Source organism: Kyrpidia tusciae DSM 2912 (assembly GCF_000092905.1).
GTDB lineage: Bacteria > Bacillota > Bacilli > Kyrpidiales > Kyrpidiaceae > Kyrpidia > Kyrpidia tusciae.
Map to the genome: position 1 here is coordinate 93,734 of NC_014098.1, position 22,848 is coordinate 116,581.

Consider the following 22,848-nt stretch of genomic DNA (forward strand, 5'->3'; position numbering starts at 1 on the left):
GAGGGGGAGCAGGTTGTGCGGTTGACGTCTGTGAATCGTCTGGTGCCAGGTGATTGTTTGGCCCGACCTGTTTATGACGGGGAGGGACGGGTTCTCGTTGGGGTCGGGGTGCCCCTTACGGCCACGATGATCCGGAGGCTAAAGGAACTGGGAGTGTATGCCTTATATCTGGAAGACGCTCGGACAGCCGACGTGGTACTTGGCGACCCCTTGGCCCCTGAGCTTCGCAGGCGGGCGGTAGAGGTGGTGCGGGAGGTCATGCACCGCCTGACCGAGGGGGACGAAGTAACGAAGCGTTTCGTCCTGCAGAAACAGGCGGCATCCATACGCGGTGTGGTGAATGACCTGGTCGAAGTGGTGCGGGAGAATCCCGAGATTCTCCAACAGGTGGCAGATATCTACACCGCAGACGGCTTTCTTTATCATCATTCGGTGCACGTTGCCATTCTGTCCATCGGATTGGGAATCGAGGCTGGGCTAACCAATGGGCAGCTCCGGGATCTCGGAATTGGAGCTCTGCTGCACGATGTGGGGAAGCTCCGTATCGCACCAGAAATTTTGAATAAGCCCACCGAGCTCACCCGTGACGAATACGACCTGGTCAAGCGTCACACGACTTATGGATATGAAATTCTTCAGCGACTGGATGCGATATCGATTCCGAGCGCCCAAGTGGCTCTACAGCACCACGAGCGTATAGACGGTAGTGGCTATCCCCTGGGTCTGAAGGGGAACGAGCAGCACCTCCTCGGAAGAATTTCGGCAATTGCAGACGTCTACGATGCCATGACATCACACCGGGTCTACCGCCCGGGATTATTGCCTCATGAGGCTTATGAACATATCATGGCGGGATGTGGAACCTGGTACGACAGCGAACTGGTCAAGATTTTTGTTAGGCAGGTTGCAATCTATCCAGTGGGACAAACGGTGCGTTTGAGCACTGGAGAGGTTGGCGTCGTCACGGAGATTCCCCGAGGGTTTCCCCAGCGCCCCCGAGTCCGTGTCCTCTACGACCCCGAGGGGTGCGAATTGGCTCAGCCCTTTGAACGGGATTTGATTCGGGAATTATCTGTGGTCGTTGCCGATGTATTCAGCTGATGAATGAAATCATCGGAGGGGGAGCAGGGATGGTTGTGCCCCGGTATGTGGCATCCGTGGATCCAAGAGAGGCCCTGGCCCATGAGGTGGATGCTGTGGTGATCGGCGCCGGGATCGCCGGGTTATACGCGGCATTGAAGCTGGCCGTCTGGGGCAAAGTAGCGGTTCTATACAAAGGCACCCCGGAGGACAGCAACACATTTGCCGCCCAGGGCGGGATTGCCGCCGCGGTGGGTGCCGACGATTCTCCCAATTTGCATGCCCAGGATACCCTGGCTGCCGGAGCCGGCATCAACGAACCGGAGGCGGTTCGGACGTTGGTAGAAGAGGCGCCTTCTGTCATCCGGGACCTGATTGAGCAAGGTGCTCTCTTTGACCGATCGGACGGGGAGTATGCTTTGACCCGGGAGGCGGCGCACAGTCGTCGGCGGATTCTTCACTCGGGGGGCGACGCCACGGGGAAAGGGATTGCTTCCGCGCTCCTGCGGCAGGTTGGCAGACATCCGAACATCACCATGTGGGAACGGACGATGGTTGTCGACCTCTTGACGGTGGGCGGGCGTTGTGTCGGGGCGGTGGCAGTTCAGGAGCATGGTCGGGAAACGGTTTGGCACGTTTTCGTGGGTGCGGCCACCATCTTGGCCACCGGGGGAGCGGGTCAATTGTTCGCCCGGACCACAAACCCCGCAGGGGCCACAGGGGACGGGATCGCCCTGGCCTACCGCGCCGGTGCCGAGGTGAGGGATCTCGAATTTGTCCAGTTCCACCCCACGGCCTATGCTGGTGAGGGTGCTCCTGTTTTCCTTTTGTCGGAGGCTTTGCGGGGAGAGGGAGCGGTGTTGCGCAATCGGGACGGACATCGTTTCCTAGAAAATCACCCACAGCGCGAGTTGGCGCCGAGGGATGTGGTGGCGAGGGCGATTGCCAAAGAGTTGAACCGGGGAGAAGAATCGAGGGTGTACCTCGATATGACCCATCGGTCCGCAGAGTGGCTGAGGGATCGTTTCCCGAATATCTACAATTTTTTGCTGGACCAAGGAGTGGACATGGCCAGGGATTGGATTCCGGTAGCGCCTGCCGCCCACTACATGATGGGCGGCGTGGTGACCGATTTAGACGGGCAGACGAAAATTCCTGGGCTTTTTGCTGTTGGCGAAACGGCCTCCACCGGTGTTCAGGGAGCGAATCGATTGGCCAGCAACTCCCTGATCGAGGGAGCCGTCTTCGCCCGACGCGCTGCAGAGCGGGCCCGACAAGAAGGGTTCCGCCAGCGGCGCTCCTTGTTGCTGAACGGACCGGAAGCCGCAGGTGAGGGGTACCCCGGGTTTATTCGCAGCCTGCCCGGTCCGCGGGAGCCAGGGGCCATTGAATCGTTTCGCCGGGAGCTACAAAGGCTGATGATGAAAGAGGTCGGTGTCTTTCGGTCCGGGGACTCCATTGCCCGGGCCTTATCAGGGCTTGGCCGGTGGTTGCCGTCTTTGGTTTACCCGGTTCGAAATCTCGCCGAGGCGGAATGGGTCAACCTGCTGACCACCGCGTTTCTGGTGGCTGAAGCGGCACAGTTGCGCAAGGAGTCTCGGGGAGCACACTATCGGCATGATTTCCCGGAGACGAACGATACCGAGTGGCGAGCTCATCTCGTGTTTTCTCGGGATCGAGGAGCCTACATCCGGGAGGTGGACAGATAGATGGGACTGGATAAGGAAGAAATCCTGGAGGTGGTGAAGCGAGCCCTCCGGGAGGATATTGGATACGGAGATGTCACAACGCGTCATGTGGTTCCTGCAGGGGCTCGAGCCCGGGGTACGTTTCGGGCAAAGAGTTCGGGTGTGATCGCGGGTTTGCCCGTGGCCCGTGAGGTGTTTGAGGTTCTCGATCCCGAAGTCACCTTCCAAGAATTGCTGCGGGAAGGAGAGTCCGTGGGCCCCGGACAGGCCGTCGCCGTGGTTGAAGGGCGGGCTTCCTCCATTCTGACGGGAGAGCGGGTGGCACTGAACTTCCTGCAAAGACTTTCGGGGATTGCCACCAAAACGGCCAAATTCGTGGAGTCGGTCCGGTATTATCATGCGAGGATTACGGACACTCGCAAGACGACTCCGGGCCTCCGCGCGTTGGAAAAGTATGCCGTCCGGGTGGGCGGTGGGTATAATCACCGTTTTGGTCTGTTTGATGCCGTGCTCATCAAAGATAATCACATTGCCGTGGCCGGGGGCGTCAAACAAGCGATCATGGCGGTCAGACGCGGGGCTCCCCATACCATGAAGATCGAGGTTGAGGTGGAAACTTTCGAGCAAATTGACGAGGCACTGGAAGTAAAAGCGGACATCATCATGTTGGACAACATGACGGTGGAACAGATGAAGGAAGCGGTGGAGCGCATCAATGGCCGGGCGGTGGTCGAAGCATCCGGCGGAGTAACAGAGGAAAACGTGGTAGACATCGCAAAAACGGGTGTTGATTACATATCGGTCGGGGCTTTGACCCATTCATCGACCGCCCTGGATATTTCTCTCGATCTCGATCTGGTTCCCAGCGAAGCTGAGGAGGGCCAGTCGTCGGCGTCCGAATGAACGGTGGAATGAGGGGTAGCCATGTTATTGACGATGGATGTAGGGAACACCAATATTGTGCTGGGTGTCTATAAGGGTCGCGATCTTCTTTATCACTGGCGCATGGCCACTGCCCGGGAAAAAACGGAAGATGAACTGGGCATGATGATTAAAAGCTTATTCGCCGATCAGGGCGTGTCCGTATCGGATATTGACGGCGTCGTCATTTCCTCCGTGGTCCCCCCGTTGATGCTGGCCTTGGATCGCATGTCGAAAAAATATTTTCATAAAAAACCGTTAATCATAGGTCCGGGGATTCGCACTGGCCTTCCGATCAAGATCGAAAATCCCAAAGAAGTGGGGGCGGATCGCATCGTCAATTGCGTGGGCGCCATCGAGCTTTACGGGCCGCCTCTGGTGATCGTCGATTTTGGAACGGCCACCACCTTTGACGTAGTGAATGAACGGGGAGAATATTTGGGCGGGCCGATCGCTCCAGGTATCGCGATCTCGGTGGAAGCTTTATTTCAGAGGGCCGCGAAGCTGCCCCGGATCGAGTTGGTCAAGCCCGATCACGTTTTGGGCCGCAATACCATCGACATGATGCAGTCCGGCGTCATCTACGGATTTGTGGGCCAAGTGGACGGGCTCGTAACGCGGATTCGCCGGGAGCTGGGACTGCCTTTTCGCGTCATAGCGACTGGAGGGCTGGCCGAGTTGATCAGTTCGGAATCGGAAACCATCGAAGAGGTTAACCCTTATTTAACCCTTCATGGCTTGCGGATCATTTGGGAACGAAATCGCTGACCGATGGGTCATCGGCGCGAGAACCGGGATCGACATTCGGGAGGGAAGACTTTGCATGACTACATAGTCCGTGCAGTGGCCCGTTCTGGCAAAGTGCGCGCTTACGCAGCCAGGACGACGGAATTGGTGGAAGAATTGAGGCGGCGCCACGGCACTTGGCCCGTGGTGACAGCTGCCTTGGGCCGGGCAGCCACCGTCGGCGCGATGATGGGGGCCATGCTGAAAGGAGATCAGCGTCTCACTGTTCAAGTCATGGGAGACGGCCCCGTCGGAACCATCGTTGTGGATGCTGACGCGGCAGGCCGGGTTCGGGGTTTCGCGGATCGCCCAAATGTGGATCTCCCGTTGAACGATCAAGGAAAACTTGACGTCGCAGGTGCCGTAGGAAAAGGGGCTCTCTATGTCGTAAAAGATTTAGGATTCGGGGAGCCTTATCGAGGTAGTGTCCCTCTCGTGTCCGGCGAACTCGGGGAGGATTTCGCGTATTACTTCGCGGTTTCAGAGCAATTGCCATCCTCGGTGGGCGTAGGGGTGTTGGTGGATACACATGGAAGGGTCAAACAGGCCGGCGGATTTATGATCCAGTCATTTCCGGGCCTGTCTGAAGAGGAAACCGCGGATCTGGAAGGGGCGCTGACCAGCATCCCATCGGTGACGGCGCTGTTGGACCGGGGTGTGACTCCCGAAGAGCTGTTGGCGCACGTGGTCCCGGATGTCCGGGTTCTCGATCGGGTACCCGTTGCGTTTCGGTGCAGGTGTTCTCGACAACGGATCGAAAGGATTTTGGTGGCTCTGGGCAAGGAAGAGCGAGAATCCCTTTGCCAGGAACAAGGCGGCGCCGAAGTTCGGTGCCAGTTTTGTGGGAAGGTGTACCGGTTTAGTTGTGAAGCACTTCGGGCTTTGGACGAAGGACGATCGGTGTAGGAGGCGATAGGCAGTGGGGGGCAAGGTTCGCGGGGCTTGGGTGGTCTATCTCGACACCCCGGAGTTGTGGCGAGAGGAGTGGCGGCTAATCGGGGATGATCCGGTGGACACGCCGGCAACCGGGGGACTAACAAGTCTATTTCCCCTGCAGGTACGTTTGGACTGGGAAGATGGGGTGGAACCCGACGTCCGGCTGTTGGGGATTTTTTCCGAAAGCGGGTGCCGGGTGAGCGCCGGCCGTCACCACTGGATTGTGACAGCGGCTAAGGAACAGCTCTTCCAGGCGGCGGATCGTCTTTTAGAAACACCGGGAGACCCAGGGGCGGCCGAGGTTGGCACCGCTCTGCGGGATGCTGTGCAACGGTCGGAAAGAGCGCGAAAACCGTTGACAGTGGGACCCTGGACCTGGGGTTGGGAGCGTACCCTCGTCATGGGGATCCTCAATGTCACTCCGGATTCCTTTTCGGACGGGGGGCGGTTCAACGACCTGGAAAGGGCTTTGGCCCACGCCCGGGAAATGGTGGCTCAGGGGGCGGACATCATTGATATCGGCGCGGAGTCGACTCGCCCCGGCCACTTGCCGGTTAGCGCCGAGGAGGAATTGCGCCGCCTGTTGCCAGTGGTACGGGCGGTGGCCCGGGAACTTGATGTGCCGATTTCTGTCGATACGTACAAAGCCCAGGTAGCCGAGGCCGCGATTCGGGAGGGGGCGCACGTGGTGAACGACGTCTGGGGGCTGAAACGGGATCCGCGAATGGCCCCGCTGGTGGCGCGCCTCGGCGTTCCCGTGATTGTGATGCATAATCGACAGGCGCCTGTGGAGGGCGACCCCATTGGGACGCTCCTACAGGACCTGTGGGAGTCGGTGCAGTTGGCGAGGCGAGCGGGTGTACGGGAGGAACAGATTATTCTCGATCCCGGCATCGGATTCGCAAAGACTTATGAGCAAAATCTGCTCATCATGCGGCGTCTGCGGGATGTCCGGGCTCTGGGTTATCCCGTTCTCCTCGGGACATCGCGAAAATCGATGATCGGTCGGACGCTCAATTTGCCCGTTGACTGTCGGGTGGAGGGAACCGCCGCCACGGTGGCCTTAGGCGTTGCCTTAGGCATGGATATCGTTCGCGTTCACGATGTGCCGGAGATGGTGCGGACCGTTCGCATGACCGAGGCCATGATCGGAAGGGGGGCGTGAAGTGGACGCAATCAGCCTGCTCGGGATGGAATTTTACGCTTACCACGGCGTGTTCCCCGAGGAACAGGTTCTGGGGCAGAGATTTATCGCAGACGTACACCTACATTTTTCTACGCGGGCTGCGGGACAGTCTGACGATCTTCGTGATACACTGGATTATGCAGAGGTTTACCGGGTGATCCGGGAAACGGTGGAAGGGAAAAAATGCCGCTTGTTAGAGACGGTCGCCGAGCGAATCGCCGGCGCCCTGTTGATGCGTTGGCCGGTGGAAGGCGTACGGGTAAAACTCGTGAAACCATCTCCTCCTTTTCCCGGCACGATGCAGGGGGTGGCGGTGGAGATTGAACGGTTCCGAAACGATTCATGACGTGTACTTCGGGCTCGGGGCCAACCTTGGCGATCGGGAAACCCACCTCCGCCAGGCCGTGGCCGGTTTACAACGGGGCCTTGAACCGATTCGCATAAAGCTATCCTCTCTTTATGAGACCGATCCCGTCGGTGTCGAAGACCAGCCGCTGTTCTTGAATGCCTGTCTGTTTTTGCGGACGGCGGCACCCGTGCAAGTTGTTCATCAAGTCGCCCGGGATACGGAGACCCGACTCGGCAGGATTCGAACAATCCGATGGGGTCCCCGAACCATTGACATCGATATCCTTTTGTTCGATAACCTGGTGGTGAACACGCCGGAGTTACAGATTCCTCATCCCCGGATGCACGAGCGCATTTTCGTGATGGTACCCATGGCAGAGTTAGCTCCCGAACTCCGCCACCCTGTGCTCGGGCAAACGATGGCCGAGATTGCTGAACAGGTCCGCAAGAAGGGTGGGATTCGCCGGTGGAAAATCGGCTGGGAAGCAGAATACGCGCCTTTCGAAAACTGAAGAATCTCACCCAGCGAGAGTTGGCAGATCGGATTCATCTCTCGGTTGCGGTCCTCGGCGCTATCGAGCGGGGGGCCAAGACACCGTCACCGCATGTGTTGCGGGCCATCGGGGAAGCCTTGGGGATCGACGAAGAGGAGTTAGTCGGCGGCATCCAGGGTGGAGGTGATACCGTTTGATCAAAACCGATCTCCGCATTGGCGATGTGCAGTTGGATAACAATGTGATTCTTGCTCCCATGGCGGGGGTTTCCAATCCCGCCTTTCGCATTCTGGCGAAAGAAATGGGGGCGGGGATGGTCTGTGCTGAAATGGTGGCAACTAAAGGGATCGTGAATGCGAATGCGAAAACGTTGCGCATGCTCCATATTTTGCCGGACGAGCATCCCGTGAGCCTCCAGTTGGTGGGGAGTGACCTGGATTCTATGGTGCGGGCCGCCGAAACTGTGGGGACCGCCACCAACGCGGATGTGATCGATATTAACATGGGTTGTCCGGTGTTGAAGATTTATAAGAACGGTTCCGGCGCGGCGTTGGCCCGGGATCCGGACTATGCCGCTCGAATCGTACGAGCGGTGGTGCAGACGGTGGACAAGCCAGTAACGGTGAAATTCCGTAAAGGTTGGGATGACGACCACGTCAACGCGGTGGAGGTTGCCCTGGCTGTGGAGGAAGCCGGTGCAAAAGCTGTCACGGTTCACGGGCGAACGGCTAAACAGATGTATAGCGGTCACGCCGATTGGTCGATCATTCGGCAGGTCAAAGAGGCGGTGCGAATTCCTGTTATCGGCAATGGAGACGTATCCACCCCGGAAGCGGCCGTGCAAATGCTGCAAGAAACTGGATGCGACGGTGTCATGATCGGCCGGGGCGCTCTGGGCAATCCCTGGATTTTCCGAGAAACGGTGCATTATCTCAAGAAGGGGCAGAAGCTTCCCCCACCAGGCGTCGATGAAAGGATTCGAGTGTGTCTTCGACATCTGGAGTTGCTGGTGGCAGAAAAGGGGCCTTGGATCGGCGTCCGCGAAATGAGAAAGCATGCTGGCTGGTATATCAAGGGGCTGCCGGACGCGGCATTGATGCGTCAGCAGTTAAACGAGGCAGAAACCGAAGAGCAGATGAGGAGTTTGTTAGAAGGATATGCCGAACGATTGACCCGCCGGGTCGGCTGACGGGTATGCCGCTGCCCGGCCCGGTACATACTAGGGCGGTCAGATTGAACAAACCTTCCTCTGATGGGAAGGGGTGACCACCCTGAGACATGTTGTCAGTGTGAGTCTGGGCTCGTCTCGACGGAATCACCGCGTGATCATGGAATGGGACGGCCAGATGTTGGTCATTGAACGAATCGGTACTGATGGGGATGTCCGCCGTGCCATGGCTGCCATTCGGGAATGGGATGGACGAGCGGCTGCCATCGGGCTGGGAGGGATCGACCGTTATCTGTACGTCGGCGGAAGACGGTATGTGTTCCGGCAAGCCGAGCGGCTGGCGCGCTTGGCTCACAACACGCCAGTTGTGGATGGCAGTGGTCTAAAACACACGTTAGAACGCCGGGTGGTCCGTCAGCTGGCGGAAGATCCGCAGGTCGCACTGCGCCGGAAGAATGTTCTTCTCGTGAGTGCGGTGGACCGTTTTGGTATGGCTGAAACCCTGGTCGCTGAGGGGTGCCGGGTGACGTTTGGAGACCTCATGTTCGGCCTCGGTATCCCTGTGCCGCTGCATTCTCTTCAAACGCTGAACCGAATGGGCCACGTCCTCGGTCCCGTTGTTACACAACTGCCGATTCACTGGCTGTATCCCACCGGGCAGCGGCAGGAGCAGATTCGCCCTAAGTACCGCCGAGTGTATCGGAGGGCGGACGTGATCGCCGGGGATTTTCATTATATACGCCGGCATCTGCCCGAAAGGCTGGAAGGTGTTTGGATCCTTACGAATACGGTGACCCGGGAAGATGAGCAATTGTTGCGTCGGCGGGGCGCGGGAGGGCTCATCACCACCACACCTGAATGGGAAGGGCGCTCGTTTGGCACGAATGTGCTGGAGGCTGTTTTTGTCGCCTTGGCGGGGGAACCTCCTGCACTGCTCGGGTCTGGGCGCAACCTGTACCCGGATGAGTCTTTCTACCACTACTGGTTGGAGCGGCTGGGAGTACGTCCGAGGATTACTTGCTGGGGGGCGGGCGTTGATTGACGATCTAAACATTTCGTTCGTATAATAGGGGCGCGGTCGACCGAGTGCCCTGCAAGCACTGTCAACCTCCCATGTGTTGACGGTGCTTTCTAGCTCATTGAGGCGTGATACGGTATAATGGCACAACAGCGCCGTTCTTGTAAGATTGAATAAAGCCTTCGTTCTTGTCATACGATGCTATACACGTCGACTGGGAGAGCATAAGGGATTTTTCATTCCGCGTGGAGAAGGAGCGACCTGTATGTCGGAAAAAGAAGTGCTGCTAACCCCTGGGGGGTTGCAGAAGCTGGAAGAAGAATTGGAATATCTTAAATCGGTAAAACGCCGTGAGGTGGCTGAACGCATAAAAACGGCTATCAGCTACGGGGATATCAGTGAAAACTCGGAATACGAAGACGCAAAGAATGAACAAGCCTTTGTAGAAGGGCGTATCATTACCTTAGAGAAAATGCTGCGCAACGCGCGGATCATTAAGGATAGTGATGTGGATACCGATGTGGTGAGCATTGGGTCGACCGTTTCCCTTAAGGATCTCGAGTTTGGTGAGGTGGTGGAATACACCATCGTCGGCTCTGCGGAATCGGATCCGGTAGAAAACCGGATCTCCAACGAATCTCCCGTGGGCCGGGCGCTGCTTGGGCGGCGGGTGGGCGAAGTCGTCAATGTGGAGGTGCCGGACGGCGTGCTCCAATATGAAATTTTACAGATTAAGAAGTGAACCGATTTAACAGGAGTTGAAGGAGCGCATGACGGATCAAGATGGGCGCCGAAGGCCCGGGTTAACGGAAGAAACGAGTGAGGAGTTGTCCTCCCAGGAGATCGACCACCTGATGCAGGTACGGCTTGAAAAAGTCGAGAAACTCCAGGAGATGGGTGTAGAACCCTTTGGACATCGGTGGGTGCCTACGCATACCGCGGCCCAGGTGCTGCATTTTGCAGGAGATCGGTCAAAGGAGGAATTGGAACAAGAAGGACTTCATGTGCGGGTGGCCGGCCGAATCATGACCAAGCGCGGCCACGGAAAAGCCAGTTTTGCCCACATCCTCGATCGGAGCGGACAGATCCAGATTTACGTCCGCCTGGACCGGGTGGGGGAATTCGCTTACCAAGTATTCGACATGCTCGATTTAGGCGATATCATTGGCGTGGAAGGGGAAGTGTTGCGGACCAATCGGGGCGAAGTGACGATTTTTGCCGACCGGGTGGAACTGTTGACGAAGTCTCTCAGACCGCTTCCCACGAAATGGCACGGACTCAAGGATGTCGAATTGAGGTACCGACATCGCTATGTCGATTTGATCGTCAACCCCCAAGTTCGGGAGACTTTCGTATTACGAAGCCGTATCATTCGGGTGATGCGCCGATTCTTGGACGATCAGGGTTTCTTGGAAGTGGAAACTCCGACGATGCAGAGCGTGGCGGGCGGGGCGGCGGCCCGCCCTTTCGTGACCCACCACAACGCACTGAATATGGAACTTTATATGCGGATCGCCATGGAGTTGCATCTGAAGAGGTTGATCGTGGGCGGCTTAGAACGGGTCTACGAGATCGGGCGGGTATTCCGAAATGAGGGGATATCGACAAAACATAACCCGGAGTTCACAATGATGGAGTTGTATCAGGCCTATGCGGATTTCAGGGATATGATGGACCTTACCGAGAACCTGATCGTCACCATCGCTCGGGAGGTGTTGGGAACGACTCAGATCCAGTATCAGGGCCAGGCGGTCGACCTCACGCCACCGTGGCGAAGGGAGTCTATGATGGACTTGATTCAGCATTATACGGGCATTGACTTCCGCCAGGTATCCGGGACGGAACAGGCCCGAGAGCTGGCTGAGAACTGCGGTGTCAAGATCGACCCGGGGATGGAATTCGGCCACATTGTGAATGAGTGCTTTGAACAGAAAGTGGAGCAGCATTTGGTACAGCCGACTTTCGTCTACGGATACCCGGTGGAGATCTCCCCCCTAGCTAAACGCAGTGCTGCGGACCCTCGGTTGACGGATCGGTTTGAACTGTTTATCGTCGGTAGGGAGCATGCCAACGCTTTTTCGGAGTTGAACGATCCGGTCGATCAGAGGAAGCGCTTCCTGGATCAACTGGAGGAGCGCGCCAAGGGAAACGATGAAGCTCACGAGATGGATGAGGACTTTGTGATGGCGTTGGAATACGGAATGCCGCCCACGGGTGGCCTCGGAATCGGGGTGGACAGGCTGGTCATGCTCTTGACCGACCAAGCGTCGATTCGGGATGTATTGTTGTTTCCCTTGATGCGGGACCGTTGATGAGCCGTGAAAGTTCCAGGGGGGATAGGTGTTGGATGAAGAACAATTACTAAAAGAGGCAAGGAACAACCCTTGGTTTCCGGAGCTGCTGAAGATTGCCGCACGAAGGCGCCCGACCTTTTTGGGCAGCTTGTTTGATCCCCAGGTGGAGTATTTGGCCAATGATTCTGTGGTAATCCGGATGAAGATCACGGAGCTTTTATACAATAATCTGCAGATTGTTCACGGGGGGATCACAGCGACACTCGCGGATACGGCCATGGGGCTGGCTGCCTATCACGCAAGTGGGCGGCCATCGGTGACTTTGTCGCTGACGGTGAACTATTTGCAACCTGGTTTGGGCAAGGAATTGGTGGCGAAAGCGTCTGTTGTCCATCGAGGAGGCAGGGTAATCACGACGCGATGTGACGTGTTTAATGACGAAGGGGAAATTATCATCCAAGCCACCGGGACGTTCTACGCGCTCAAAGAGGGCCAGATTACCGACGGGTTATCCTCGACCTCGGGTGATGCGACTTTATGAGGCATCGCCGGCCTGTTTATTGCAACACGACCCCGGCAGACGGAGTCTCCCGCCGCCCGGGGTGTCAACGTCGCCTGCTCCGGCGTGTCGTATCGGTTGTAACCGACGATGTCCCGCACATGGTGCCGAAGTACTCTCGCCGACTCTGCATGGACATCCGCACCGCGATCCCTTCGGTAAGGTTTCTTCATGAAGTGAGCCAACCTCCTTTCGGTAAGATTTTAACTGAGTGATTCAGTGCTGACGCATGAACCGGGAAGCCCTTGGGACGCTTGACTTCAGAGCGCGTCTCAAGAAAATTTGATTGCAAATACGACTGGACAGTTCTGAGCCCATCTGAGATGATAACCTTGGAGATGATGTCGAGAGGTGAGTCTCAGATGGACGTACCCTTTTGGATTGGCGACCGAGAGTTTCGCGAGGCGGACCTGGAATTGATTCGAAACACGGTCCAGCGGTTTTCCCGCTTGAGTCGAGAGGAAATCGCGGCGACCTTGTGTGAGAATCTGCCGTGGAAGTCCCCGAATGGCCGGCTGAAAGTCGAAGCCTGCCACAAGCTGCTTCTAAAACTCGAGCAAAAAGGAGTGATTACTCTTCCGCCCTTGCGAGCCCAGGGTCCCCGAGGGTGCCGGGAACGAAGAGGGGGGGTGGTACAAACCCAGCTTCAGGCGTGCCTGCGGGATGTCCTTCCGGTCATCGTGGAGCCGGTCCGTCCGGAAGAACGGGCAGACTGGAACGCGACCATGGCGGCGTATCACCCGTTGGGGTACCTTCGTGGGATCGGGGCCCGCATCCAGTACTGGATCCGGGCACAGGGACCAAACGGACCGGTCATTGTGGGGGCGATGTTGTTTGGGGCTGCGGCGAAGGCCCTGGCTGCACGGGATCAGTGGATCGGATGGGCGGCGGAGCAGCGCAGGCGGTATCGCCCACGAATCGTGAACAACAATCGGTTTCTGATTCTGCCGGGTGTACAGATTCCCCATCTGGCCAGTCATGCGCTTGCGTTGGCGGCCCGGCGGATTCGAGCGGATTGGAAGGCGCGCTATGGGTTTGAACCGGTTCTTTTGGAGACGTTTATCGAACCCCAATATCCAGGAACTTGCTACCGAGCGGCCAACTGGATCGAGATCGGGAAGACGGCGGGACGAGGAAGACAGGATCGATTCTTCGAGTATGGAACGTCCGTGAAATCGATCTGGGTCTATCCGCTGGTGCGGGACTGGCGGAAGCGGTTGGTCGAACCCTTTCCACAGCTTGTGGAAGACGAGTGGGGGGAATCGAGATGACGCTTCGGAATCCCGAGTCGATTCACCCCTGGACCCTTCCGAATCGGAAAAGCTCGTATCGAAACAGCGAGGAGGAGCGAGCGGACCGGCAAACGGCCGTGGAAGCCCAGTTGCCGGTTTGGCGAGCGTTGTTGCCGGGCTTGATGGAGAAGTTTTCACGGATTGCCGACCCCCGACGTCCGGGGAGCATTCGGCACAAACTGACTGTGCTTCTGACGTTTGGGCTGTTTATGTTTATCTTTCAGTATGCCTCCCGCAGAAGAGCCAATCGGGAACTGACGCGTCCAACGTTTTGGGAACACTTTCGGGAGATCTTTCCGGAGGTGGAAACCATCCCGCATATGGACACGGTGCAGCGGATCTTGGAACGGATCAATCCGGGGGAGCTCGAGGAGGTGATGACGGCGACGGTGAAGCGCCTTCTGCGGTCGGGACGACTGAAGGCGCTGTTGGTCGAGAAGCAATACGTGATCGCCATAGACGGCACCCAAAAGGCGAGTCGGGGGCAGCCCTGGGCCTCGGAGGCTTTGCATCGTCGGCACGGGGAGAACCAGGTCTCGTCCATGGCCTATGCCCTGGAGGCTAGCCTTGTCAGCCCTCAAGGGGTGGTCCTCCCGTTTCTCACGGAGTTTTGCGAGAATGCGGCTGAGCAGCAGGAGTTCGAGAAGCAAGACAGTGAACTGAAGGCCTGCAAACGGCTGCTGACCCGCCTGCGCAAGATGTTTCCCAAATTGCGGATCTTGGTGGTGGCCGACGGGCTGTACCCCAACGGGCCGATGATGGCGCTGTGTCGGGATCTGCATCTGGACTTTATGTTTGTCCTGCCCCAAAGCTGTTTGCCCAGTGTGTGGGAAGAGGTCAAAGGCTTGAGAAAGATCGAACCCAACGAGCGGAGACACCGGTGGGGCAATCGCGAGCAAATCTTTTGGTGGATCAATCAGATCGACTATGATTTCAGGGAGGCTTCCGGGGCGCACCGTCGGCTTAAGGTGCATGTCGTGGGATGTACAGAGTTTTGGGAAGAGGGGGGGAAGCAGCAGGAGGCGCATTGGGCGTGGGTGTCCGGGCAGCCGCTGACGGCACAAAATGTGGTGAACCGCTGCAATCGTGCGGCACGCCACCGATGGGACATTGAGGAACAGATCCTGACGGAGAAGCACCGGGGATACGAGTATGAGCACCTGTACTCCACCGACTGGACGGCGATGCGAAACTGGCACGTGCTGATGCACCTCGGCCATCTGGTGAACGTCATGGCCTTGCATACCGAAGGGCTGATGAAGAAAGTGCGGGAACTGGGCTTTAGCGGGACGTTGAAGTTTCTGTACGAAAGCTGGACGCAGGGGTGGATGGATCGGGACTGGCTGCTGGCGCGTTGCCAAGGTCCTCCGCGGCTGACGATGGCGTTTTAACAGGAATATCTTGCAACATCGTTCTGTGGGGGAGGGGAGCTGTAACCTCTGGGGATCCAATAATCAACAGAAATAGATTTTCCCGTCATTCAGGGCGATTCTCCTTTACAGGGACACCCTACAGGCAGAAGGGATTCAGAGTCCGGGGCCGCCTCAGCTGCCTCCGAATTTTTTCTACACCGGTTCATGCGTCAGCACTGTGAGTGATTGCGGGCCCTTGTCACGAAAGGACCGGAGTGATATAATAAGTAATGCTCTCAAGGGTGGTTGTACCTAGAGAGCTGGTGGATGGAGCGATGCGCGGCAGACGTCGCGGGCGTTTCCACGAACTACCGGTTGCATCGTCGGCCGGGATTTGATAAAGTATCTCTTGTCGCCGCTTCAAGCGGCACCTCGATCCTTGAGAATCAAACAGTACGCCACTTCAAGCCCGGATGAATCTTTTCACGGAGAGTTTGATCCTGGCTCAGGACGAACGCTGGCGGCGTGCCTAATACATGCAAGTCGAGCGGGTCTCCCCGGGGCTTGCCCCGGGGAGATCAGCGGCGGACGGGTGAGGAACGCGTGGGCAACCTGTCCGGCAGACCGGGACAACGCCTGGAAACGGGCGCTAATTCCGGATAGGCGCCAGGGGCGCATGCTCTTGGCGGGAAAGGGGAAACCCGCTGTCGGGTGGGCCCGCGTCGCATTAGCTGGTTGGTGGGGTAACGGCTCACCAAGGCGACGATGCGTAGCCGGCCTGAGAGGGTGGGCGGCCACACTGGGACTGAGACACGGCCCAGACTCCTACGGGAGGCAGCAGTAGGGAATCTTCCGCAATGGGCGAAAGCCTGACGGAGCGACGCCGCGTGAGGGACGAAGGCCTTCGGGTTGTAAACCTCTGGCTTTGGGGACGAGGGCACCGGGGGGACCCGGTGAGGGACGGTACCCAAGGAGGAAGCCCCGGCAAACTACGTGCCAGCAGCCGCGGTAAGACGTAGGGGGCGAGCGTTGTCCGGAATCACTGGGCGTAAAGGGCGCGCAGGCGGCGATGCACGTCCGAGGTGAAAGGCAGCGGCTCAACCGCTGAGGGGCCACGGATACGGCATGGCTTGAGGGTCGGAGAGGCAAGGGGAATTCCTGGTGTAGCGGTGAAATGCGTAGAGATCAGGAGGAATACCGGTGGCGAAGGCGCCTTGCTGGACGACGCCTGACGCTGAGGCGCGAAAGCGTGGGGAGCGAACAGGATTAGATACCCTGGTAGTCCACGCCGTAAACGATGAGTGCTAGGTGTGGGTGGGGATGCCCATCCGTGCCGAAGGAAACCCAATAAGCACTCCGCCTGGGGAGTACGGCCGCAAGGCTGAAACTCAAAGGAATTGACGGGGGCCCGCACAAGCGGTGGAGCATGTGGTTTAATTCGAAGCAACGCGAAGAACCTTACCAGGGCTTGACATCCCTCTGACACCTTCAGAGATGGGGGGTTCCCGTTTGGGACAGAGGAGACAGGTGGTGCATGGTTGTCGTCAGCTCGTGTCGTGAGATGTTGGGTTAAGTCCCGCAACGAGCGCAACCCTTGCTCTGTGTTGCCAGCACCCTGGGTGGGCACTCACAGGGGACTGCCGGCGAGGAGCCGGAGGAAGGCGGGGATGACGTCAAATCATCATGCCCCATATGTCCTGGGCTACACACGTGCTACAATGGGCGGTACAACGGGGGGCGAAGGGGCGACCTGGAGCGAATCCCTGAAAGCCGCTCGTGGTTCGGATTGCAGGCTGCAACTCGCCTGCATGAAGGCGGAATCGCTAGTAATCGCGGATCAGCATGCCGCGGTGAATCCGTTCCCGGGCCTTGTACACACCGCCCGTCACACCACGAGAGTCGGCAACACCCGAAGTCGGTGGGGCAACCGGAAGGGGCCAGCCGCCGAAGGTGGGGTCGATGATTGGGGTGAAGTCGTAACAAGGTAGCCGTATCGGAAGGTGCGGCTGGATCACCTCCTTTCTAGGGAGCAAGGCAAGGCGAAGGGGTTGGGGTGGGCGTACTGTTTGATTCTGAGGGAGCGAGGCTCTCTCTTGTTCCTTGAGAACTGAAAAGCCACGCAGCGAGAGAAAGTAGGAAAGGCGCACGGTGGATGCCTAGGCGCTGGGAGCCGAAGAAGGACGGGGCGAACGCCGAAACGCCCCGGGGAGCCGTAAGCAGGCTGGGATCCGGGGATGTCCGAATGGGGGAACCCGCCGTCTGGGAGAGGCGGCATCGGCGGCTGAATGCATAGGTCGTCGAGGGCAGACCGGGGGAACTGAAACATCTCAGTACCCCGAGGAGAAGAAAGCAACCGCGATTCCCCAAGTAGCGGCGAGCGAACGGGGAGAAGCCTAAACCGGTCTTTTAGGGGGCCGGGGTCGAGGGGCGTCCCGTAGGGAGTGAGAAACCGGGTGGGTAGGAGAAGGGTCTGGGAAGGCCCGCCGGAGAGGGTGAGAGCCCCGTATCCGAAACCGACCGGGCTCCGGGGCGGACCCCGAGTAGGGCGGGGCACGAGGAATCCCGCTTGAATCCGGGAGGACCACCTCCCAAGGCTAAATACTCCCCAGCGACCGATAGCGGAGAGTACCGTGAGGGAAAGGTGAAAAGCACCCCGGGAGGGGAGTGAAAGAGGACCTGAAACCGTGTGCCGACAAGCAGTCGGAGGGCGACGTTAAGCCTGACGGCGTGCCTTTTGTAGAATGAACCGGCGAGCGGCCGTATGAAGCGAGGTTAAGGCCTTCAGGGCCGGAGCCGAAGCGAAAGCGCGTCTGAAGAGGGCGAGAGTTTCATGCGGCAGACCCGAAACCGGGTGATCTACCCCTGACCAGGGTGAAGTGGCGGTGAAACGCCATGGAGGCCCGAACCTGTTGGTGTTGAAAAACCATAGGATGAGTTGGGGGTAGGGGTGAAATGCCAATCGAACCCGGAGATAGCTGGTTCTCCCCGAAATCGCTTGAGGGCGAGCGTGCGGCGGTGAAGGCGGGGGCGGTAGAGCACCGATTGGGGGAGGGGCCCGCGAGGGTTACCGAGCCGAGTCGAACTCCGAATGCCGTCGTCGGATGCCGTGCAGTGAGACTGCGAGTGATAAGATCCGCGGTCGAGAGGGAAACAGCCCAGACCGACGGCTAAGGTCCCCAAGGGCGGGTTAAGTGGGAAAGGAAGTGGCCGTGCGAAGACAACCAGGATGTTGGCTTAGAAGCAGCCATCATTGAAAGAGTGCGTAATAGCTCACTGGTCGAGTGCGGCTGCGCCGAAAATGAAACGGGGCTCAAACCCGCGACCGAAGCCTCGGACAGGAGACTGTGGTAGGGGAGCGTTCCCGCGTGGGGGAAGCACGACCGGGAGGGCGTGTGGACGTGCGGGAAGTGAGAATGCCGGTATGAGTAACGAAAGACAGGTGAGAATCCTGTCCGCCGAAAGCCGAAGGGTTCCTGGGGAAGGTTCGTCCGCCCAGGGTTAGTCGGGACCTAAGCCGAGGCCGAAAGGCGTAGGCGAAGGGCAACGGGTGGAGAATCCCGTACCACCGAGGTCCGTTTGAGCGAAGGGGGGACACAGGAGGACAGGGGAGCGGCCGGCTGGAGGAGGCCGTCCAAGCGGCGAGGGGGTCACGCAGGGAAATCCGCGTGGCGGAAAGCCTGAGCCGTGACGGGGAGGGAAGGATGAGTACCGAAGTCCCTGGGTTCACACTGGCGAGAAAAGCCTCTAGCGAGGACCTGGGTGCCCGTACCGGAAACCGACACAGGTTGGCACGGAGAGGATCCGAAGGCGACCGGGAGAACTCTCGTTAAGGAACTCGGCAAAATGGCCCCGTAACTTCGGGAGAAGGGGCGCTCCGGTAGGGTGAGGGGTCCCCACCGGCCTGGGCGAAAGCCATGGGCCGGTGGGGAGGGAGCCCGAGGGAGCCGCAGAGGAGAGGCCCAAGCGACTGTTTAGCAAAAACACAGGTCTCTGCGAAGCCGGAAGGCGAAGTATAGGGGCTGACGCCTGCCCGGTGCTGGAAGGTTAAGGGGAAGGGTGAGAGCCCTGAACCGAAGCCCCAGTAAACGGCGGCCGTAACTATAACGGTCCTAAGGTAGCGAAATTCCTTGTCGGGTAAGTTCCGACCCGCACGAAAGGCGTAACGACTTGGGCGCTGTCTCAACGAGAGACCCGGTGAAATTGTAGTCCCTGTGAAGATGCAGGGTACCCGCGGCTAGACGGAAAGACCCCGTGGAGCTTGACTGTAGCCTGATATGGGAGATGGGTCGGTCATGTACAGGATAGGTGGGAGGCGGAGAACTCCGGGCGCCAGCCCGGGGGGAGCCGACGTTGGGATACCACCCTTGGCGGATTGATCTTCTAACCTGCGGCCGTGAACCGGTCGGGGGACAGTGTCAGGTGGGCAGTTTGACTGGGGCGGTCGCCTCCCAAAAGGTAACGGAGGCGCCCAAAGGTTCCCTCAGCGCGGATGGACATCGCGCGGCGAGTGCAAAGGCACAAGGGAGCTTGACTGCGAGAGGGACGTCTCGAGCAGGGACGAAAGTCGGGCTTAGTGATCCGGCGGCACTGAGTGGAAGGGCCGTCGCTCAACGGATAAAAGCTACCCCGGGGATAACAGGCTGATCTCCCCCAAGAGTCCACATCGACGGGGAGGTTTGGCACCTCGATGTCGGCTCATCGCATCCTGGGGCTGAAGTCGGTCCCAAGGGTTGGGCTGTTCGCCCATGAAAGCGGTACGCGAGCTGGGTTCAGAACGTCGTGAGACAGTTCGGTCCCTATCTGCCGCGGGCGGAGGAAACTTGAGAGGGGCTGTCCTTAGTACGAGAGGACCGGGATGGACCGACCGCTGGTGTTCCAGTTGTGCCGCCAGGCGCACCGCTGGGTAGCCAAGTCGGGGAGGGAGAAGCGCTGAATGCATCTAAGCGCGAAGCCCGCCTCAAGATGAGGTTTCCCACACCGTAAGGTGGTAAGACCCCTTGGAGAAGACGAGGTAGATCGGTCCGGCGTGGAAGCGCCGCGAGGCGTGGAGCGGACGGATACGAATCGGTCGAGGCTTTCTTGAGCTGTGGTGGCTTTTCGGTTTTGAGGGAACGAGGGTCGGGTGACGAGAGCGGAGGGGAAACACCTGTGCCCATCCCGAACACAGAAGTGAAGTCCTCCAGCGCCGATGGTACTTGGGCCGCCGGGCCCTGGGAGAGTAGGACGTTGCCGGGCGCGTTCCCGCAAGCCCCGCAGGTAACCACCTGCGGGGCTTTGGTATATGCACGCCGTCCATCGAAGGCGACTGCCATGGGCTCCCACTGTACACCGAGCGTCTATATGTTATAATTACCTACCGGACACAGATATTTAAAATAAAGGGGGTCAGTTGCATGAGAAGACTTGCTCTTGGACTCGGGGCTCTTGTGTTGGGTCTAACCCTGGCCGGTTGCGGTACTGGATCGTCAACGCCTTCGAACAGTGGTCAGAGTGGGCAAACCCAGCCGGTCACATTGCACGTGGGGGCAGATACGACCTTTCCGCCTTTTGAAACGGAGAAAAATGGCCAGGTTACCGGTTTTGATATCGATTTAATCAAAGCCATTGCGCAGAAGGAGAATATGCAAGTCGACCTGAAGACGATGGACTTCCAGGGGCTCATTCCCGCCCTGCAGACCGGGGATATCGACGTGGCCGTCGCCGGTATCACCATTACGGACGACCGCAAGAAGTCTGTGAATTTCTCGGACCCTTACTATCATTCCGGGCTGTCTATCCTCGTGAAAAAGGATAATACCACAATTAACGTCCCCGATGATCTCACCGGGAAGACTGTTGCCGTAAAACTCGGTACCACTGCGGATCTGATGTTTAGCAAGAAACCCGGTGTCAATGTGAAACGGTTTACCAACATCAGCGACGCCTACAGTGAACTGCAGAACGGCGGGGCAGATGCTGTCGTATTCGACAACCCCGTTAATCTGAACTATATCAGGACGGGTCACGATAACGTAAAGATCGTAGGCCCGCTGTTGACCGGTGAGGACTACGGGATTGCTGTGCGGAAGAACGCACCAGACCTGCTTCAGAAAATCAATGACGGTCTGAAACAGGTGATGGCCGACGGCACTTATGACAAACTGTATCAACAGTATTTTGGTGACGAACCCAATGGCAAGATTAAACACTGAGAGGTAAATCTTCACTTGACATGGAATTGGCGGCCGTCAGGATCGCTCCGGCGGGTTCTGACGGCCGATTCATGTTCCCCAGGGGTTGGTTCCGCCGGCTAGAATCTGTAAGGAGGGGAAACATGGAAGCCTGGCAATCGGTATTTCAGAATTCCTCCATGCTGATCAAGGGACTGGGTTATACCCTGGAGTACTCCTTGTACGCCGTGGTTCTCGGGACAGTTCTCGGCTTGATCTTCGCTCTATTTCGTCTCTCGGGCAGTCGCATTCTTCGCGCCTTGGGGACAGTATACGTTGATATTTTCCGGGGCACTCCGCTCCTGGTCCAAATCTTTTTCATTTATTTCGGCCTGCCCCAGGTCCTCCCCCTGCACCAGTGGTTTGGGGAGTTTTACACGGTACTGGCCGGGGCAGCAGCGTTGGCGCTGAATGAAGGCGCTTATATCACCGAGATTATCCGGGCGGGCATATTATCCGTCGACAAAGGCCAGTGGGAGGCGGCAGAGAGCATTGGCATGACGTCGTACCAAAAAATGCGATATATCATTTTGCCCCAGGCGTTCAAACGAATGATTCCGCCTCTTGTCAACCAGTTTATTCAAACGATCAAAGATACGTCTCTGTTGTCGGTCATTTCCATCACGGAGCTCGTTCGAGCCGCACAAATTGTCATCGTTACCACTTATTTTGCTCTACAGTTCTGGACGGCGGTGGCGGTATTGTACCTTATAGTTATTCTCCTGCTGACCAAGCTTTCGCAGTACCTGGAGAGGAGGCTGCAGGTTGATCAGCGTTAAAAATCTTCGCAAACAGTTTGGGGAGCACGTGGTTTTGCAGGACATTTCCGTGGAAGTGGCGGCTCAAGAGGTTGTGGTCATCATCGGACCATCGGGTTCAGGAAAAAGCACGTTCCTGCGCTGTCTCAATGGTCTAGAAAAACCTTCCTCCGGCCACATTGTCATCGCTGGCCACGAGTTGACGGGCCATAAAGCGGACCTGATCGAGATTCGAAAACAAGTCGGCATGGTGTTCCAACGCTTTAACCTGTTTCATCATTTGAGCGTGATGGATAACATCACCATCGGCCCGATCAAAGTTCTGGGGAAATCAAAGGCGGAGGCCACAGAATTAGCCGAGGAACTTCTTCGTAAGGTCGGTATTCCAGAAAAGGCCAACGCAATGCCGGACCAGTTGTCGGGCGGACAGCAACAGCGGGTGGCCATCGCCAGGGCTTTGGCCATGAAACCCAAGGTAATGCTGTTTGATGAGCCCACTTCCGCTCTCGATCCGGAAATGGTCGGGGAAGTCCTCGCCGTCATGAAAGACCTGGCCAGGGATGGTATGACCATGGTGGTGGTCACTCATGAGATGGGGTTTGCCAGGGAAGTGGGCGATCGAGTGTTATTCATGGATGGCGGCTATGTTGTGGAGGAAGGCACTCCCGCGGATGTGTTCGACCATCCTCAACAAGAGCGAACTCGGGCTTTTTTGTCCAAGGTGCTGTGACCAGTATTCCAATATCCGCGGGCTGGGTG

At 58.0% G+C, this 22,848-nt stretch carries 19 protein-coding genes and 3 rRNA genes; all 22 read left to right on the forward strand.

Features of this window, described 5'->3' with window-relative positions:
- Positions 1-15: 15 nt before the first annotated feature.
- The 22 genes from BTUS_RS00520 to BTUS_RS00625 all read left to right on the forward strand — a co-directional run bounded on the left by BTUS_RS00520 (position 16) and on the right by BTUS_RS00625 (position 22,819).
- Positions 16-1,101 carry an HD-GYP domain-containing protein gene (locus tag BTUS_RS00520; RefSeq protein WP_013074170.1) on the forward strand — a complete coding sequence of 362 codons (1,086 nt, stop codon included), beginning with the start codon at positions 16-18 and terminating at the stop codon, positions 1,099-1,101.
- A 29-nt stretch (positions 1,102-1,130) separates the two neighbouring features.
- Positions 1,131-2,789, forward strand: coding sequence for an L-aspartate oxidase (gene nadB, locus BTUS_RS00525; RefSeq protein WP_013074171.1), 1,659 nt, complete (start codon positions 1,131-1,133; stop codon positions 2,787-2,789).
- A complete protein-coding gene (gene nadC / locus BTUS_RS00530; protein WP_013074172.1) occupies positions 2,790-3,671 on the forward strand; it encodes a carboxylating nicotinate-nucleotide diphosphorylase in 882 nt (293 codons plus the stop codon). It begins immediately after the preceding gene.
- Between the two features lie 21 nt (positions 3,672-3,692).
- Entirely contained in the window at positions 3,693-4,457 is a 765-nt protein-coding gene (locus BTUS_RS00535; protein ID WP_013074173.1) for a type III pantothenate kinase, read from the forward strand.
- 3 nt (positions 4,458-4,460) lie between these two features.
- Positions 4,461-5,381 carry an Hsp33 family molecular chaperone HslO gene (gene hslO / locus BTUS_RS00540; protein ID WP_052300501.1) on the forward strand — a complete coding sequence of 307 codons (921 nt, stop codon included), beginning with the start codon at positions 4,461-4,463 and terminating at the stop codon, positions 5,379-5,381.
- A gap of 13 nt (positions 5,382-5,394) precedes the next feature.
- On the forward strand, positions 5,395-6,576 hold the full coding sequence (folP, locus tag BTUS_RS18735) for a dihydropteroate synthase (protein ID WP_013074175.1): 1,182 nt from the start codon (positions 5,395-5,397) through the stop codon (positions 6,574-6,576).
- 1 nt (position 6,577) lies between these two features.
- Positions 6,578-6,943, forward strand: coding sequence for a dihydroneopterin aldolase (folB, locus tag BTUS_RS00550; RefSeq protein ID WP_013074176.1), 366 nt, complete (start codon positions 6,578-6,580; stop codon positions 6,941-6,943).
- Entirely contained in the window at positions 6,918-7,457 is a 540-nt protein-coding gene (gene folK, locus BTUS_RS00555) for a 2-amino-4-hydroxy-6-hydroxymethyldihydropteridine diphosphokinase (protein WP_013074177.1), read from the forward strand. The genes folB and folK overlap by 26 nt, the downstream gene beginning before the upstream one ends.
- Positions 7,412-7,636, forward strand: coding sequence for a helix-turn-helix domain-containing protein (locus BTUS_RS00560; protein WP_013074178.1), 225 nt, complete (start codon positions 7,412-7,414; stop codon positions 7,634-7,636). The genes folK and BTUS_RS00560 overlap by 46 nt, the downstream gene beginning before the upstream one ends.
- Complete coding sequence (dusB, locus tag BTUS_RS00565) at positions 7,633-8,628, forward strand: tRNA dihydrouridine synthase DusB (RefSeq protein ID WP_013074179.1); 996 nt, start codon at positions 7,633-7,635, stop codon at positions 8,626-8,628. Before BTUS_RS00560 ends, dusB begins: the two co-directional genes overlap by 4 nt.
- A 73-nt stretch (positions 8,629-8,701) precedes the next feature.
- Complete coding sequence (locus BTUS_RS00570) at positions 8,702-9,649, forward strand: quinate 5-dehydrogenase (RefSeq protein ID WP_218917977.1); 948 nt, start codon at positions 8,702-8,704, stop codon at positions 9,647-9,649.
- 241 nt (positions 9,650-9,890) lie between these two features.
- A complete protein-coding gene (greA, locus tag BTUS_RS00575) occupies positions 9,891-10,367 on the forward strand; it encodes a transcription elongation factor GreA (RefSeq protein WP_013074181.1) in 477 nt (158 codons plus the stop codon).
- An 85-nt stretch (positions 10,368-10,452) separates the two neighbouring features.
- Positions 10,453-11,937 (forward strand): lysine--tRNA ligase, encoded by a 1,485-nt coding sequence (gene lysS / locus BTUS_RS00580; protein WP_041304581.1) that lies wholly within the window; start codon positions 10,453-10,455, stop codon positions 11,935-11,937.
- Between the two features lie 31 nt (positions 11,938-11,968).
- Positions 11,969-12,460 carry a PaaI family thioesterase gene (locus tag BTUS_RS00585; RefSeq protein WP_052300502.1) on the forward strand — a complete coding sequence of 164 codons (492 nt, stop codon included), beginning with the start codon at positions 11,969-11,971 and terminating at the stop codon, positions 12,458-12,460.
- 380 nt (positions 12,461-12,840) lie between these two features.
- Complete coding sequence (locus tag BTUS_RS00590; protein ID WP_013074185.1) at positions 12,841-13,749, forward strand: Druantia anti-phage system protein DruA; 909 nt, start codon at positions 12,841-12,843, stop codon at positions 13,747-13,749.
- Positions 13,746-15,161: a transposase family protein gene (locus BTUS_RS00595; RefSeq protein WP_013074186.1), complete on the forward strand. Its 1,416-nt coding sequence runs from the start codon at positions 13,746-13,748 to the stop codon at positions 15,159-15,161. Before BTUS_RS00590 ends, BTUS_RS00595 begins: the two co-directional genes overlap by 4 nt.
- Before the next feature lie 443 nt (positions 15,162-15,604).
- Positions 15,605-17,144 (forward strand): 16S ribosomal RNA (locus BTUS_RS00600).
- A gap of 103 nt (positions 17,145-17,247) precedes the next feature.
- Positions 17,248-20,206: ribosomal RNA gene (locus BTUS_RS00605) — 23S ribosomal RNA — on the forward strand.
- A gap of 34 nt (positions 20,207-20,240) precedes the next feature.
- A 5S ribosomal RNA gene (rrf, locus tag BTUS_RS00610) occupies positions 20,241-20,357 on the forward strand.
- Together the 16S, 23S and 5S rRNA genes form the textbook arrangement of a ribosomal RNA operon.
- A 158-nt stretch (positions 20,358-20,515) precedes the next feature.
- Positions 20,516-21,313: a basic amino acid ABC transporter substrate-binding protein gene (locus tag BTUS_RS00615; RefSeq protein ID WP_013074187.1), complete on the forward strand. Its 798-nt coding sequence runs from the start codon at positions 20,516-20,518 to the stop codon at positions 21,311-21,313.
- A gap of 122 nt (positions 21,314-21,435) precedes the next feature.
- Positions 21,436-22,110 carry an amino acid ABC transporter permease gene (locus BTUS_RS00620; protein WP_013074188.1) on the forward strand — a complete coding sequence of 225 codons (675 nt, stop codon included), beginning with the start codon at positions 21,436-21,438 and terminating at the stop codon, positions 22,108-22,110.
- Positions 22,097-22,819 carry an amino acid ABC transporter ATP-binding protein gene (locus BTUS_RS00625; protein ID WP_013074189.1) on the forward strand — a complete coding sequence of 241 codons (723 nt, stop codon included), beginning with the start codon at positions 22,097-22,099 and terminating at the stop codon, positions 22,817-22,819. Before BTUS_RS00620 ends, BTUS_RS00625 begins: the two co-directional genes overlap by 14 nt.
- Positions 22,820-22,848 lie beyond the last annotated feature (29 nt).